The organism is Sphingobacterium pedocola, from assembly GCF_015209965.1.
In the GTDB taxonomy this organism is placed as follows: Bacteria; Bacteroidota; Bacteroidia; order Sphingobacteriales; family Sphingobacteriaceae; genus Sphingobacterium; species Sphingobacterium pedocola.
On record NZ_MU158692.1, the window covers coordinates 247144 to 263637 of the forward strand.

A 16494-nucleotide genomic window follows, 5' to 3' on the forward strand; every position below is an offset into this window, starting at 1 on the left:
CTCCTTAAACTAGTTAAAATAAGTATCCTTTACAATAGTAATTATTCCCGTTAACACAATATTGGCTATCGCAAGCGGAATCAGCATTTTCCAACCTAATTTCATCAACTGGTCATAACGAAAACGCGGTAATGTCCAGCGAATCCACATGAAAAAGAAGATAAAAGCGAATATTTTAGCGAAAAATACCAGTACACCTATAATAGTGATCCAATTTTCTGACAATCCCAAGTCATACATGAATGGGAAATTATATCCTCCAAAATATAAGGCAGCCATCAGCGCGGATGAAACAAACATATTGATATATTCAGAGAACATGTAAAGACCTAATTTCATGGATGAGTATTCGGTATGGTACCCACCGATCAATTCCGTTTCACATTCTGGCAGGTCAAAAGGAACCCGATTACATTCTGCAAATGCGCAGGTCATAAAAATAAGAAATCCTAGTGGTTGTACCCAGATGTTCCAATTTACAAAACCAGACTGTTGGGATACGATATCGCCAATAGATAAAGATCCTGTCACCATCAACAAGGCTATGAGGGATAATCCCATTCCGATTTCGTAACTGATACTTTGGGAGGCTGCACGAATAGCTCCCATCAAGGAGAACTTATTATTTGATGCCCAACCGCCAATCATTACGCCGTAGACACCTAATGCGATTACACCAAAAATGTACAATACACCTACATTGATGTCGGCTACCTGTAGGGTTACCACGCGATCGCCAATCGTGAGATTTTGTCCCCATGGTATCACAGCAGAACTGATACAGGCGGTGATAATAGCAAGTGTCGGACCAATGATAAACAAAGGTTTATGGGCGCCTGCCGGAATAATTTCTTCTTTGAAAAAGAACTTTCCTCCATCACAGAGCGGCTGCAAAAGGCCGAACAAGCCAGCACGATCGGGTCCATAACGATCTTGCATGAATCCTGCGATCTTACGCTCGGCCAAGGTGGAATACATCGCTATTACCAAAGAAATGGTAAAAATGATGACTACCAATATTAATTTTTCTAAAATAAAAGCTCCTTCCATGTCGTGCCTGTACTTATTTTAATTTTTCAGTTCTTGCTAATTGCTCGGCATTGGCTTCTTGCAATGCTGGATTTTCTTTGATGACAGCGGGTGGATTAAAGTTGTAATAATGATTCGAATTAATTACAGATTCCTTATCCACTTGCGTAGGTTCCTCCACTATCCAATCGCTAGTCTGCTTGGTCTCAAAACGACAAGTATTACAAATAAAGTCTTCCACTTCTCCGAATTCGTCTTTACGTCCTGTTACGCGCAGTACATCTGCGCCTTTATACCATAACGTCACCTTTCCCGAACACGACGGACAATCCCGATGCGCGTCCACAGGTTTAGTGAACCATACCCGATTTTTGAATCGAAATGTTTTGTCCGTAAGCGCTCCCACAGGACATACGTCAATCACATTCCCAATAAAGTCGTTGTCTAATGCTTCTTCAATGTAGGTGGAGATTTCGGAGTGATCACCTCTATACATGATGCCATGCTCACGTTTATTGGTTAATTGATTGGCTACATACACACAACGATAACACAAAATGCATCTATTCATGTGCAGTTGTATCTTATCTCCGATGTCAATACGTTCGAAAGTACGACGTCCGAATTCATAACGCGTTTGGTCGGCCCCATGTTCATAGCCTAAATCCTGTAGCTTGCATTCTCCGGCCTGATCACACACCGGACAATCTAGGGGATGGTTGATCAATAAAAACTCTACAACACCCTTGCGCGCATCTACCACTTCGGGTGAGGTAATATTTTGCACCTCCATACCATCCATTACCGTTGTACGACAGGAAGCTACCAACTTTGGCATTGGTCTAGGGTCTTTCTCCGATCCTTTGGAAACTTTTACAAGACATGTTCGGCATTTCCCCCCCGAATCTTCCAACTTGGAATAATAACACATCGCAGGAGGAACAATATCCCCACCAATCTGACGTGCGGCATTCAGAATAGAAGTACCCGGTGCTACATCCACCGGAATACCATCAATTGTTACTCTAAATTTTACTTCTTCTTCAGCCATCGTATCTGCTATTAATATTATTGTACTACGGGTGCAATTGGATCCGCATAACGTGCTAATCCATAATTTCTACTTAGTGCTTCTTTTGGATGAGTAATATGCCATTCAAATTCATCTCTAAAATGACGAATAGCCGCAGCGACAGGCCATGCCGCTGCGTCTCCTAAAGGACAAATCGTATTACCTTCGATACGGCGTTGAACATCCCATAACAAATCAATATCTTCTATGCTACCTCTTCCTATTTCGATCTTGTGCAAGATCTTTTCCATCCAACCTGTTCCTTCTCTACAGGGTGAACACTGCCCGCAGCTTTCGTGATGATAAAAGCGGGCAAAATTCCAGGTATTTCGAACGATACATTGATCTTCATCAAAAACAATAAATCCGCCAGACCCCATCGAACTACCTGTTGCAAAACCGCCGTCGGCCAACGACTCATACGTCATCAGTCGTGCGTTTCCATTTATTGTTTTTGAAACTAAGTTTGCTGGCAAGATCGGAACCGACGATCCTCCCGGAACTAAAGCTTTCAGCTTTTTACCATTCGCAATCCCACCACAGTATTCGTCTGAATAGATAAATTCTTCCACTGGAAGCCCCAAGTCTATCTCATACACTCCGGGGCGCACAATATTACCACTAGCTGATATTAGTTTTGTTCCTGTACTTCGTTCAATGCCAATCTTGGCGTATTCTTCTCCTCCGTCGTTGATGATCGGAACAGTAGCTGCAATGGATTCTACATTGTTTACTACTGTAGGGCAGCCGTACAATCCCGCTATCGCCGGAAAAGGAGGCTTGATCCGTGGATTACCACGCTTACCTTCAAGGGATTCCAGCAGCGCCGTTTCTTCACCGCAGATATATGCCCCACCACCCGGCTGCACATAGATCTCCAAATCATATCCCGTACCTAAAATATTTTTTCCTAGAAATCCGGCCGCTTTAGCTTCCGCAATTGCTTTCTCTACAATACGGATTTGCGGCATCATTTCGCCGCGAATGTATATATACGATGTATTCGCCCCTAAAGCAAAACTCGATACGATCATACCTTCTATTAACGCATGCGGTATGTGCGTCATCAAATAGCGATCTTTGAATGTCCCTGGTTCTGACTCGTCCCCATTGCACACCAGATAACGTGCGACACCTTCGGGTTTGGCTAGAAATCCCCATTTCATACCTGTTGGGAAGCCCGCGCCACCCCTTCCACGTAAACCCGATTTTTTCACTTCTTCCACTACATCCTCGGGCGACATGGTTTTCAACGCTTTCTCAACAGCACGATATCCTCCCTGCTGCCGATACACGTCAAAGGTATTGATGCCTGGAACGTCTATATGTTCTAATAATAACTTACGACCCATAATGATTACGCTTCCGTTTGTGCTTTATTTTTCAAAGTTTCAATCAATTGAGCGACACTTTGTTCTGTTAAGTTTTCGTAAAAAGTGTAGTCTGGACCGATTTGTAATACCGGGCCATAACCACACGCGGCAAGGCATTCGACGCCACGCCAAGAGAACAGCCCGTCCTGTGTGACTTCACCCTCTTTTATGCCAAGGGTATTTTCAATATATTGCATGATACGCTCAGCTCCAACCAAACAACATGGGCCTGTACGGCATACTTCCAGGTTATATTTCCCTTGAGGACGCAAAAAATACATCGTGTAAAAGGTCGCTACTTCATACACTTCAATCGGTTCTATCTGAAGAAAATGAGCAACCTTATCCATTGCCTCCGTGCGCAACCAACCATACTCGGCCTGCACCAAATGTAAAAGTGGTAAAAGCGCGGATTTTTCTTTACCCTGAGGGTATCGACTTGCGATTTCTGCAAACTTCGTTAACAGTTCGGCAGAAAATTCTATGGGGTGATTTTCTTTTACATTAAGCATCTAATTCTCCTGCAATAACATTTAAACTACTCATGTTAATAATCGCGTCGGAAATTAACATTCCGCTACTCATAGGTGCGAACATCTGATAATTGATGAAGGAAGGCCTTCTAAAGTGAAGGCGATACGGTGTGCGACCACCGTCATGAATTAGATAAAAACCTAATTCTCCATTCCCCCCCTCTACAGCATGATACACTTCGGATTGCGGTGTATCCCATTCTCCCATCACAATTTTGAAATGATAGATTAGCGCCTCCATATTGGTATATACTTGCTCTTTTGGAGGCAGGTAAAACTCCGGCACATCCGCATGGAAAACACCTGAGGGTTCTTTGGAAATCTTCTCTAATGCCTGCTCGATAATGCGCATTGATTGCCACATCTCCTCGTTACGCACCATGAATCGGTCGTACACATCTCCGTTAGTACCTACAGGCACATCAAAATCAAACTCCTCGTACGAACAATAAGGATCAACAACACGTACATCGTAATCGACACCCGTTGCACGAAGAATAGGCCCCGACCAACTATAGCTTAATGCTTCTTCCGGAGTAACCGCAGCCACCCCCGAAGTACGCTCTATGAATATTCTATTACGCACAAACAATTCCTCAAATTCTGTTAACACTGCAGGGAATCGCTTGATAAATTCTTCTATTTTAGAAAACGCGATTTGATTAAAATCTCGTTCAAATCCACCTATACGGCCAATATTTGTTGTCAAACGTGCGCCACAGATCTCCTCAAAGATCTCATAGATAAACTCCCGCTCTTGCATCACATATAAGAATCCAGAAAAGGCCCCCGTATCTACGCCTAAAATACCGTTACAAATAATATGATCGGCAATACGCGCCAGCTCCATGACAATTACGCGCATATACTGCACGCGTTTCGGAATTTCAATACGTAGGAGCTTCTCTACTGTCATGTGCCAACCCATATTATTAATGGGGGATGAACAGTAATTCAGACGGTCCGTTAATGGTGTGATTTGATAGAACGGCCGGTGTTCCGCAATTTTTTCAAATGCACGGTGGATATAGCCAATCGTCGAAATACCACTTACTATACGCTCGCCATCAATCTGAAGGACATTCTGAAAGACACCGTGAGTCGCTGGATGTGTTGGTCCTAGATTTAAGGTAATCAAATCTTCCTGCGGATCGTTATCAACAAAAACACTTTTATTATTTGTTATTTTGGTGCTAGGTACACTCATCTCTTCTGTTAATTAACTCGGATTTAACGTCCGAAATAAAAATCCTTTTTATCTACCCGGTTCGGATCTTCTAACGGGTATTCCTTCCGCATCGGGAAAACACCTAAGTCGTCCATATTTAAAATACGACGTAAATCAGGGTGCCCTTCGAAAACCACTCCGAAGAAATCATATGTCTCTCTCTCCATCCAATTGGCTCCGTTCCAAACTATAGTAGCTGTTGGAATAACAGGATTTTGTCCATCAATATATACTTTAATGCGCAAACGTATATTTTGATAAAGATTATGCACATGGTAGACTACTGAAAAAGAATTTTTCTGATTCGGGTAATGTACAGCCGTAATATCTGTCAAATAACTAAACTGGAGTACATCGTCCGATTTCACAAACTGCAATACATCGATAATACTTTCGGTTGATGTCTCTATGGTTAAAAGGCCGTGAGGTTCTAATGGGTTTTGAATCTGGTCTCCAAATTTATCCTTCAATCGATTTAAAACGTTTTGATTATCCAACTTATCCATTATGCGTAACGATTCCGTATTTTTCCAACAATGCTTTATACTCTGGTGTATTTCTTCGATTAAGTGTTTCGCTTTTTACGATATCCTGAAGCCGCAGTACACCGTCTAAAATTGCTTCAGGTCGAGGAGGACAGCCCGGGACGTAAACATCTACGGGAATAATTTCATCTATCCCTTGCAATACAGAATAGGTATCAAAAATACCTCCGCTGGAAGCACAAGCCCCAACAGCGATCACCCAACGAGGCTCTGCCATTTGAATGTACACCTGCTTCAAAACGGGAGCCATCTTCTTAGCGATCGTGCCCATTACGAGCAACATATCTGCTTGTCTCGGGGAGAAACTTGGTCGTTCTGCTCCAAAACGAGCCAAATCATACGTCGAACCCATAGTAGCCATAAATTCTATTCCACAACAAGAGGTTGCAAAAGGCAAAGGCCACAGGGAATTAGCCCTCGCCAAGCCTACAGCTTTATCCAGTGATGTCGCAAAAAATCCTGACCCCTCTACTCCCGGAGGAGTTTCTCCTAACTTTATGTTACTCATGGTGTTATTATTATTCGGTTTACTCGTCTTTCTTACTGATCGAATCAGTCACAAAATAGTATTTTTAGTTTTTTTTAAAGAAGATTATTCTTTATTTATAACGATTCTAATCCCAATCTAGTGCCTTTTTCTTGATGACATAGATAAATCCCAGTAGAAGCATTCCCATAAAAATAAACATCTCAATAAGACCTTCTACTCCAAATTCTCTGAAATTAACAGCCCATGGATACATAAATATGACCTCTACATCAAATACGACAAATAAGAGGGCAACTAAAAAATATTTAATAGAAAAAGGCTGACGGGCATTCCCAATTACTTTAACCCCCGACTCAAAAGATTCAAGCTTACTTTCCGTACGAACCTTTGGCCCGAGCAAATGTGTACTTACGATAGCAAATACACCAAATGCTACAGCGACTCCGAGCTGTATAAGTATTGGAATATAATCGACTGGAAGGCTTTCTCCTTGTAGGTTTTCCATAGTTTTCTAATTTGTTGTTATCTTAACAAACTTAAATAAAATGCTTTGCATTCACGAATACCTAATAGAAAAAAATACGATTCGTAATTTGCTTTTGTATGCAATTATAATTGCATATAAAAGCAACTATTCACCAATACCCATTTTAATGGCTTTAATGGGTGCTGCAGGGTATATTGGTTTATCTTCGGTGAGCAAACTCGGTTCTCTTCCGCCATTAAGAACCTATTTATAGAAAAAATATAAAGATTTTTGGCAAAAAAAAGGGACTGGTCCAGTCCCTTTTTTTTGCCAAAAATCTTTATATCTGCAATTCGACTTTTAAGGGTCGTAACGCAATATTATACAATTACTAACTTTCTAGATATTCGATGTAAGCGTTCGCAAATTCATCTTCTGGTGATAATTTTACCGTATTTTTGAAAGATTCCATTGCTGCTTCATATTGCTCCTGCGTAATTTGGTAGTACCCGATGTAATTATGCGCATCTACAAGATATGATTTTTCGACATCCGTAATGGCTGTACCGCCGGCTTCTTTATCCTTAAGGACTTGAATCAATTGGGTAAATGCTGGAACAAACAAACCTTTACATTGGTCTGCTTCTTCAGGATTAACATTATCCAAAGAAATATTCACATATCCAGTGAGGTACAATGCCCGCGCTAAGTATTCTTCATTAACTTTTTGATCATTCGATTTGATAATCACATCAAATGCTTTCAACGCGACATCAAACTCTTTTGCAGGATCTTCACCTTTTTCCTTTTTTGCTACGCCGGCACGGAAATTTGAATCACCTAAGAAGAAGTTAGCTTCATAGAAATAATCTGTACCTTTTTGACTTGCCGGGATATTGAAGATACCCGACGCCACATCGTATTTACCTTCTCCGTAAGCGATCATACCCGCAGTTCCAATTTCTGGCATCATCTCAGGGTTTTTCGCTAACGCAGTTTTCAGGTTTGCCAATCCCTTCTCTACATTTCCAGTTTGGATATAAGACAATCCTGAGAATAAATAGTCATAGTCAATCAAACGACTAGTGTCTGATTCTGCAAACAATTTATCAAAATAGCCTACAGCTTTTTGGTAATCCTCATCTTGGTTGAATGCAATATATCCCAAATAGCGATATACTTTGGCGTCTACCCCTGGTGCGTTTTCCAATTGTTGGGCTACACTTTTTAATTCCGAATACTCTTGGCCGAATACTAAAAAGTCGGCATAGCGTACACGAGCATCGATAGAGTTATCGCCCGTTACTTCTAAATATTTTTTGTAACTATCAACCGCTTTGGCGATTTCAGTTTCGTATGTTGCCTTCTGCTCATCCGTTTCATTTGGAAGTCGTTTGGCGAATTGCAATTGCGTTTCTGCTAGTTCACGATAGATAGGACCAAAAGTTGGATATTCCCCGGCTAAGCTTGTCAGTTGTTCTAGCGCTACGTCATACGCTTGCGCACGACGCGTTATCACTGCTTGGGCTACCTTTGCTTTAATCAAATTTTCGTCAATATTTAACGCATCCCGGTAATTAACATAAGCTTGACTATTTTCATTCAACCCTACATATGCATCACCTAATGCCACCGGAATCAGTGCGTCCTTCGCATTCTTTGCTTTTGCTTGAGTCAAATATTCAATCGCCTTGGTATAATCCGGTTTCGGTGCATCGATGTAAGCACGGCCAACGAAATATAAGGGTAAATAATCTTTCTTTTTTAAATCCGATGTCGCTGTCGTGAACTTCTGCTCAGCTGCTGCAACATCTCCTTTTTCTAAATCAACAATACCAAGACCTACTGTATTCAACTGTTCCTTCGGGCTGTTTGTTAATCCTTCTTGGAAGACAATTGCAGCTGAATCTACTTTATCGTTGATTAAATGCACCTGACCTAGGTAAAAGTAATTTTCGCCATCTTTGGCTTTCTTTTGCACAAGATTTTGCAAAATACCTTTAGCTTTATCGTATTGCTCTGCTTCCATTGCTGCTTGAGCATCTTTTAAACTTTGAGCACTTGCTGAACCAACCACTGCCCCGGTCATTAAAAGACTCAAAAATAATTTGCTTTTTGTCATAACTTTATTTGTGTTCTTTATTGTTTCTAATTTATTCTATCTCTTATTATAATTTCACGCCCGGGCATCGTAACAGGAAGTAAACCTGACTTCAAAACGATACGTTGGCCTCTATCTCCCGTTAAAAAAGCCGAAAAACCTACCCCTAATCCAAAATTAGGTTGATAGTTTAACGCGAAGATCTCTCTTTTCAGAGGATATTCATCGGTGGACAAACTCGCTTGCGAAGGTTTAACGTATCTGCGCTTCCCTCCCTTGTCGTTTAAGACGCTTAAGATACGAATTTTATCTAGTTCTTTGAAAGAACTTTTCAAAAATAAATATTGATTAAAACTTACAAAACCTATTTTCTCCACACTATTAGCCACTTCATTTAACACCGCTTCCGACGAAGTCTGTATTTCGATGTAATTACCCGCTATCTTGTCGATGGCGCCTAAGTCCTTGAAATAACGCAGCACACTTGAGTTTACATTGTCAAACACGAGCTTAACGTCCTTGACCTGTTCCCCTTTTAACAACGCTATAACGTCTGCAATAGCAAAACTAGTATCTGCACTCGCATTATTCGTTACCAAAACGATGCCGTCGTAGGCGATTGGATAGATGAACGGCTTAATCGAACGCTGTTCAAATGATTTGCTTTCCTCGGGAGTGAGCTCGCGAGCCAAAACCGCAAAACTGGTCTCACCTTTTATCAACGAATTGATAGCATGTACTTCAGCCGCCGGTTGAGGAACTATTGTCGCATTATAGTACGAACTTTCAAAGACCTCTTTATTTTCCAAAAATAATGGTAATACGGTTTCGTCCACTCCCACACGCATACTCCCTTTTAATACGTCCTCTTGATCTCCCTTTGCGCCATTCTGTGGACTACCGCTATTGCTGCAACCGCTCCAACACAGGGAAAAAAGAATGAATAGATATGTCCAATTAAATATTTTCATCTAATTATTTGTTATTGATGTATTAATCGTTCTCATCAATAGGATTAGTAAAAATGGAAAAAGATTAACTCTTAACGTTTTTTTTGCAAAAAATTGTTAGTGCTATTGATGATTTTTCACTTTCAACGGCCTCAATAAATTCACTTACTCCGTCCAATGCCCATCAATAACGTTCATGGTTGTGGGTGATACCACCAATCATGAGGGGTTTAACGGGAGAAGTTATTTTGAAATAGTCGGATAAAACGCATAAACGAATATACAATGAGTAATATGCCAAACATATTCCTATACCGCGCGTCTATTTCTAAGGGGAACTTATCCCAAAATATAATCAATAGGCCTAAAGTGAAATACACTAGAAACATAAAAAGGCCTAAAATAGACAGAAATCGCTGTGTCGGCGATTTCTGTCTAAACTTTGTATTATTATTCATTTATTGAATTTTCACACTAATTACATATTGGTTAAATCCAATCGAATTGGTAGCGTGTAAGCTACACGTACCGGACGTCCATTTTGAATACCAGGACTCCATTTTTTAGCTTTTTTCAACATCGAAATTGCAGCTTGACCCGTACCATACGACAAGTCACGCGCCACTTTGACATCGGTTAAGCTACCATCTCGCTCAACAACGAAAGACACTTGTACTGTACCTTTCACACCGGCATCGATAGCTCCACTAGGGTACTGATAGTTATCAGCAATCCATTTACGGAAAGCGGCCATGCCACCTGGTGGCTCTGGCTGTACCTCTACCGCAGTGAAAATTTCATCGCCCGTGCCTGTACCACCTTCAACTCCTTTCGTACTACCTGTTGCCGCACCAGCGACATCTTTCGTACCCCATTTACCTTCTGTCGTAACTGCACCGCCTTTCATACCTTTCATTGCCGTGGGACCGATAAGCTTTTTCTTGTCTGTAGCTTCTTCTACAGTTGCTACTTCTTCTTCAACAGCTTTCTCTTTAGGTACCGGCTTGATCTCTGGTAATGCGACAACATCTAAAGCTGGTTTAGATTCCGCAATCTTAGGAGCTTCTTCTTCCACTGGAGGTTCTTCCTCCGGGGGTAATTCCTCTACAAGGTCTTCCAATGTTACCTCTTCGGTAAAAGCAATTTCCTCCTGCGGAGCTTCGCTCTTCGGGAATAGGGCAATATCGAAAACCTGTGTGGCACTAAATACAGCAACCACACCTGCTACGATAACCAAAGCGATATTAGTCGCCTTAGGACCTAGCTTACGAAGCTCATATGCTCCATAGGCCTTGTTTCTACCTTCGAAAACAACATCGAGCCACTCGCTTTTGAATATATTTAATTTTTCAAACATAACTTTTTGATTTTATGTTGGAATCTTCAACTAGTCGTTATAGATTCCTTCTTCTTCCAACAGCGCGATCTCTTCTGCCATTATACGATTTGAAATCATATAACGTTTGATGTCAGCGATCTTCATCTCGTCTAGCGCATCGATAATATTGCGTGTTACAGATTGTTCACTCGGCCGAATGACAACGATTACATCCTTTCCTCCCGCCTTTTTCGGCACTTCTGCCTTCATGCGCGCTAACACAGCACGAATTCCGTCTTTGCTATAATCGATTACAGCGGGTGGATAAATTGGACTCGTAATAGAACCATTATACCATACAATCTTGTCGTCAGAGCCCAATATCAACGTCACACTACGGTGTTCGTCCACGTTTACATCGGTATTCCTATCCGTTTCAACGTTTTTATCGGGCATAGCTACATCCATTGCCTGAGGTTTGTTTAATGAAGTCGTCAACATGAAGAATGTGATCAGTAAGAACGCTAAATCTACCATCGCAGTTAAGTCGACCTTACCACCGTTCTTCTTGGATCTTACTTTTCCACCCTTTTTACCGCCGCCGGAATCTTGATTTAATTCTGCCATATTTCTTTAATGTTATTCCGCTTTAAGTCCGGTTACAAAACTGAACTTATTTTGCTTCTGATTACGTAACGTTTCAATTATTAAATTCAAGCTAGGAAACTTCTCATCGGCATCCGCCTTGATCGCTACTGTCATTAGTTCGATATCATCTGGATCCCTACGATCTGCGATAGCTCTATCTTTCAGTATCTTCGCGGAGGCAATACGTGCTTGCTTTACCCAATTGTGCAACTCATTTGTTAGATTCATCGTAGAATCTATAGGCACACCTGACTGAAGTTCTGCCGTTCGCTGTCCTGCTTCCAATGCCAATAGCTGTTTCATGTTTTTCATTGGAACCCCAAAATCCTCGCTCAGCTTGAATTGTTCGTATTCTTCGGCGGTGAACGCGATATTGTAGAGCTGCGACATATTTTTCAATGTCTCTTCCCGTACATTAGGATCACTCATACTGTAGAACACTTTTCCTTCATCACCTACTGTAATTATACTCAAATTACCATCTGGCAATTTTGCTTGAGAATAAGATGGGGCCGTATCAACGATTAATGTCTCAGGCGTCCTGGCTGTTGCTGTTAGAACGAAGAACGTAAGTAGCAAGAAAGACACGTCACACATTGCGGTCATATCGATCGCAGTACTGGATCTTTTTACTTTTGCTTTACCCATTTCTTTAGTTTTATTTAATTAACAACTCTGTCTTTATTTAATGATGCTATAGTTTTTCATTTTCCATAAATAAAAATGAAAATTTCAATATAACCTATTTGTGGTTCGCAGCGTACGTTTGTACGATAGAGAAACCAGCTTCATCAATAGAGTATGTTAATTTATCAATTTTTGCCGTCAAGATATTGTACATTACGATTGCAAAAGTTGAAGTCGCGATACCTGTCGCCGTATTAATTAAGGCCTCAGAAATACCATTTGCCAGTTTAGCTGAATCTGGAGCTCCACCTGTTGCTAAGGCTGAGAAGGCCTTGATCATACCCGTTACCGTACCTAATAGACCTGTCAATGTACCGATAGATACTAATGTAGCGATAACATTTAGGTTTTTCTCTAACATCGGCATCTCCAATGCAGTTGTCTCTTCAATTTCTTTTTGGATTGCTAGTGAGGATTTCTCTGCATCCAAACCTGGATTAGCTTCTACATCTTTGTATTTCAACAATCCCGCTTTGATTACGTTAGCAACGGAACCTTTTTGTTTGTCACATTCAGCAACCGCAGCGTCGATGTTTTGGCTTTTCAAAAACCCTTGGATTTTTCTTACAAAGTTTCCTACATTTCCAGTACCTGAAGCTTTTCCGATTACGATGAAGCGTTCAATAGAGAAAACCCATACCATTAGGAATAATCCAATAAGGATCGGAACGACAACACCAGCGTGATAAACCATACCTAAATAATTTCCTTGCTTAGGTTGATTTTCTGGATTGTTGTCTATAAAGTTTGAAGCATCACCCATCACAAATTTCCATACAAGGTAACCAAGTATAAAACAAATGATAATAGATAAGCTTGCAAATACATTTCCTGAGTTGCCGCTTTCTTGTTTTGCTGGGCTAGTAGTTTTTGGTGCGTTTGCCATTTTACTAATTTTTAGATTTTACTGTTGTTTAATTATTTATGTTCAATTCAATTTTTAAGCACGAATATGCGTCATTCCGACGTTCGTCAAAACAAATATACTATTTTGTTACAAAAGTCAAATTTTATTTGCATTTAAATTATATCCCTGTTAACCCCGAGGCTTGAGATGATCATCAGCAGCAATCATATCTCAAATTCTATATACTAACGGTGCCTTACGGTGAATATTTTACAATAAAAATCATTTTTTTTATGATATGCAAATTATTAAATTGTTAACTGCGAAAAATAAGTAAGTGTTCACTCATCAAAACGTATCCGTGTTAATAACGTTGCAACCAAAAATATATTATATAAAACATTAGTTATAATACATTTATCCAAGGATATAATCCCACATTATCCAATGCATTTGGCCTTATAACCCATCTGAAGAAGGATATCAAATATTTTCTGCTTAAAATCCCCTTGTATCAAAATTTCTCCATCTTTCGCACTTCCGCCGACCCCACACTTTTGCTTTAACGTCTTAGCCAAATCCGCTAAGTCCTCCTCTTTACCGCTAAAACCTTCCACCAAGGTAACAACCTTCCCTTTTCTGGCCTTTTTGTCTAATAGTACACGCAAACGTTGCTTTTCATTAGGCAATGTTTCTTGGTCAAGTGTCTCTTCAGAATTCCTATAATCGAAATCATCGGCGGTTGAATACACAACCCCATCGTAGCGCTGCTTTTTTTGCTTTGCCATATCTAATCTATATTAACAAATAATTTTTAATGAACTGGGTTTGATACTAATGTTTAGCGTCCCTTCCATATGAATAGGTTCTCCATCCACGTGTACAGGTCCCTTAGTATCGCGATCGATTTGAATCTTTCTGCCAGGAATAATTTCAACATATTCGGATTGGTCTGCTGTCTTACTAAATAGATGATAGATCATCATTGGCAGGATATACATCGGGAACTTGTGCACAATACACACATCTAATAAACCGTCATTTACGGAAGCATTTGGTGCGATGTAAGCGTTATTACCATATTGCGGCGAATTGGCCACACTAATCATAAAAGCCTCCCTCTCATACACCACGTCGTCAATGGTAAGTGTATACCTACAAGGTTTATAATTACTCAGTACATTGATGACGGATCGCATATATCCTATAGGGCCCCGTGTCGGATCATTCGCAAAGCGATCGCTTACTGATGCATCAAAACCAAGTCCGGCAATATTAAAAAAAGGTCGTTCGTTAATCATACCACTGTCTACTTCTACTACATCGAATCGATTGATACGACGAATTGCAGAAGTCTCGTTTAGGGGGATGCCCAAATACAGCGCCAAACCATTTCCAGAACCTTCCGGGATAATCCCTAGCGGCACATCAGTACCCACTAAAGCGGATCCGAGTTCATTGATCGTGCCATCCCCTCCAACTGCTATCACCGCATCAAAATTCTCGGCTACTGCAGTTTTTCCCAACTCAAAAGCATGATTGGGTTTCGTCGTCTGTTGGAAGGTAGGGTTAAATTTTTGCAGATCAAGCACTTCTAGGACCTGTTTATTAAAAGAAGTTTTCTTTTTACCTCCTGAAATTGGATTTATAACAAATAATATTTTTTTCCGATCCATTATTTAACACTGTTCTGTTGTAAAGATAAGCATTGAATGTGATTAACGTCATATCAAAAAAAGGTAATAAATATAAAATATCTTTTTATAATACCCAAAGAGTTGTAGCTTTGCACCGACAAAAAATGTGGACTGATTTGCATTTTACATCTCGATGTAAATGGGAGATTGCAACCACAGAAAAAAAGTGCTAAAGCCTTTCAAAACTAAAAGTTTTTCCACTTCTTATTCTAGAAGCATCTTCTGCAAATCATAATTTCAAAGATTTAAATATGGCGTATTTATTTACTTCCGAGTCGGTATCTGAAGGACACCCTGATAAAATTGCAGACCAAATTTCAGATGCGTTAATCGACAATTTCTTGGCATGGGACGAAGATGCTCGTGTCGCTATAGAGACATTGGTAACGACTGGACAAGTTGTATTGGCAGGTGAGGTGAAATCAAAAATTTACCTAGACGTGCAAAAAATAACACGTTCGGTGATCGAGCGTATCGGATACACCAAATCAGAATATATGTTTGAAGCAAATTCATGTGGTGTACTTTCGGCCATCCATGAACAATCTGCAGATATAAATCAGGGCGTAGACCGTATTACGAGACAGGAACAAGGGGCAGGCGACCAAGGGATCATGTTTGGATATGCCAACAATGAAACCGATAATCTGATGCCCCTAGCGTTAGATCTGTCGCATCGTCTTCTGTATGAATTAGCGGCATTGAGACGCGAAAATAAGGAAATAACCTATTTACGCCCAGATGCCAAATCCCAAGTAACGCTGGAGTATAGTGACGAGCACAAACCCCAACGCATCGATACGATCGTAATCTCCACACAGCATGATGATTTTGCATCAGAACACGAAATGCAACAAAAAATCAAAGCTGATATCATATCAATCTTGCTTCCTCGTGTGAAAGCACAATTAAAACCTGAGTTGCAAGCTTTGTTTAACGATGACATCAAATTTCATATTAACCCGACGGGAAAATTTGTCATCGGTGGTCCGCACGGAGATTCAGGTCTTACAGGCAGGAAGATCATCGTAGATACATACGGAGGTAAAGGAGCCCACGGCGGCGGAGCCTTTTCTGGAAAGGATCCTTCAAAAGTAGACCGATCGGCGGCTTACGCGACAAGACATATTGCGAAAAATCTGGTAGCAGCAGGAGTTGCCGATGAATTACTGGTACAAATTTCCTATGCAATTGGTGTAAAGGATCCAATGGGTATCTATGTGAATACCTATGGCACAAGCAAGATAGGATTATCCGATAGCGAAATCGCAAAAAAAATATCGGAAATATTCGATATGACACCGTATGGAATCGAAACACGTCTAGGACTACGAAATCCAATTTATTCGGAGACAGCGGCATATGGTCATATGGGTCGCACGCCGAAACGCGTCACCAAAACTTTTGAAAACTCGAATGGAGAAACGAAAACCATCGAAGTCGATCTCTTCACTTGGGAGCGACTTGATTATGTTGATCGGGTAAAAGAAGCTTTTAACATTTGATAGCT

17 protein-coding genes are annotated in these 16494 nt (G+C 40.6%); 1 reads left to right on the forward strand and 16 read right to left on the reverse strand.

Annotation, left to right across the window (positions count from 1 at the left end; all coding sequences use genetic code 11):
- Nucleotides 1-9: 9 nt before the first annotated feature.
- The 16 genes from nuoH to C4F40_RS19320 all read right to left on the reverse strand — a co-directional run bounded on the left by nuoH (nucleotide 10) and on the right by C4F40_RS19320 (nucleotide 14963).
- Nucleotides 10-1050: an NADH-quinone oxidoreductase subunit NuoH gene (gene nuoH, locus C4F40_RS19245; protein ID WP_196941045.1), complete on the reverse strand. Its 1041-nt coding sequence runs from the start codon at nucleotides 1048-1050 to the stop codon at nucleotides 10-12.
- 13 nt (nucleotides 1051-1063) lie between these two features.
- Nucleotides 1064-2080, reverse strand: a complete 1017-nt coding sequence (locus C4F40_RS19250) for an NADH-quinone oxidoreductase subunit G (protein ID WP_196941046.1) — start codon at nucleotides 2078-2080, stop codon at nucleotides 1064-1066.
- A gap of 17 nt (nucleotides 2081-2097) precedes the next feature.
- Complete coding sequence (gene nuoF / locus C4F40_RS19255) at nucleotides 2098-3453, reverse strand: NADH-quinone oxidoreductase subunit NuoF (protein WP_196941047.1); 1356 nt, start codon at nucleotides 3451-3453, stop codon at nucleotides 2098-2100.
- Nucleotides 3454-3458: 5 nt separating this feature from the next.
- Complete coding sequence (locus tag C4F40_RS19260; protein WP_196941048.1) at nucleotides 3459-3986, reverse strand: NADH-quinone oxidoreductase subunit NuoE family protein; 528 nt, start codon at nucleotides 3984-3986, stop codon at nucleotides 3459-3461.
- Nucleotides 3979-5214: an NADH-quinone oxidoreductase subunit D gene (locus tag C4F40_RS19265; RefSeq protein ID WP_196941049.1), complete on the reverse strand. Its 1236-nt coding sequence runs from the start codon at nucleotides 5212-5214 to the stop codon at nucleotides 3979-3981. Before C4F40_RS19265 ends, C4F40_RS19260 begins: the two co-directional genes overlap by 8 nt.
- Nucleotides 5215-5237: 23 nt before the next feature.
- Nucleotides 5238-5741 carry an NADH-quinone oxidoreductase subunit C gene (locus C4F40_RS19270; RefSeq protein WP_196941050.1) on the reverse strand — a complete coding sequence of 168 codons (504 nt, stop codon included), beginning with the start codon at nucleotides 5739-5741 and terminating at the stop codon, nucleotides 5238-5240.
- Nucleotides 5734-6288, reverse strand: a complete 555-nt coding sequence (locus tag C4F40_RS19275) for an NADH-quinone oxidoreductase subunit B (RefSeq protein WP_196941051.1) — start codon at nucleotides 6286-6288, stop codon at nucleotides 5734-5736. Before C4F40_RS19275 ends, C4F40_RS19270 begins: the two co-directional genes overlap by 8 nt.
- 106 nt (nucleotides 6289-6394) lie before the next feature.
- Nucleotides 6395-6775: an NADH-quinone oxidoreductase subunit A gene (locus tag C4F40_RS19280; protein ID WP_196941052.1), complete on the reverse strand. Its 381-nt coding sequence runs from the start codon at nucleotides 6773-6775 to the stop codon at nucleotides 6395-6397.
- A gap of 352 nt (nucleotides 6776-7127) precedes the next feature.
- On the reverse strand, nucleotides 7128-8858 hold the full coding sequence (locus C4F40_RS19285) for a tetratricopeptide repeat protein (protein ID WP_196941053.1): 1731 nt from the start codon (nucleotides 8856-8858) through the stop codon (nucleotides 7128-7130).
- Nucleotides 8859-8884: 26 nt separating this feature from the next.
- Nucleotides 8885-9808 carry a PstS family phosphate ABC transporter substrate-binding protein gene (locus C4F40_RS19290; protein WP_196941054.1) on the reverse strand — a complete coding sequence of 308 codons (924 nt, stop codon included), beginning with the start codon at nucleotides 9806-9808 and terminating at the stop codon, nucleotides 8885-8887.
- Nucleotides 9809-10265: 457 nt separating this feature from the next.
- Nucleotides 10266-11144, reverse strand: a complete 879-nt coding sequence (locus C4F40_RS19295; RefSeq protein ID WP_196941055.1) for an energy transducer TonB — start codon at nucleotides 11142-11144, stop codon at nucleotides 10266-10268.
- Between the two features lie 30 nt (nucleotides 11145-11174).
- Nucleotides 11175-11732 carry an ExbD/TolR family protein gene (locus tag C4F40_RS19300; protein ID WP_196941056.1) on the reverse strand — a complete coding sequence of 186 codons (558 nt, stop codon included), beginning with the start codon at nucleotides 11730-11732 and terminating at the stop codon, nucleotides 11175-11177.
- Between the two features lie 12 nt (nucleotides 11733-11744).
- A complete protein-coding gene (locus C4F40_RS19305; protein ID WP_196941057.1) occupies nucleotides 11745-12401 on the reverse strand; it encodes an ExbD/TolR family protein in 657 nt (218 codons plus the stop codon).
- 94 nt (nucleotides 12402-12495) lie between these two features.
- Nucleotides 12496-13326 (reverse strand): MotA/TolQ/ExbB proton channel family protein, encoded by an 831-nt coding sequence (locus tag C4F40_RS19310; protein ID WP_196941058.1) that lies wholly within the window; start codon nucleotides 13324-13326, stop codon nucleotides 12496-12498.
- A gap of 401 nt (nucleotides 13327-13727) precedes the next feature.
- On the reverse strand, nucleotides 13728-14075 hold the full coding sequence (locus tag C4F40_RS19315) for a translation initiation factor (RefSeq protein WP_196941059.1): 348 nt from the start codon (nucleotides 14073-14075) through the stop codon (nucleotides 13728-13730).
- Between the two features lie 12 nt (nucleotides 14076-14087).
- Nucleotides 14088-14963, reverse strand: a complete 876-nt coding sequence (locus C4F40_RS19320) for a diacylglycerol/lipid kinase family protein (RefSeq protein WP_231390143.1) — start codon at nucleotides 14961-14963, stop codon at nucleotides 14088-14090.
- Between the two features lie 272 nt (nucleotides 14964-15235).
- Here C4F40_RS19320 and metK point away from each other — a divergent pair, with 272 nt between their 5' ends.
- Entirely contained in the window at nucleotides 15236-16489 is a 1254-nt protein-coding gene (metK, locus tag C4F40_RS19325) for a methionine adenosyltransferase (RefSeq protein WP_196941060.1), read from the forward strand.
- Nucleotides 16490-16494 lie beyond the last annotated feature (5 nt).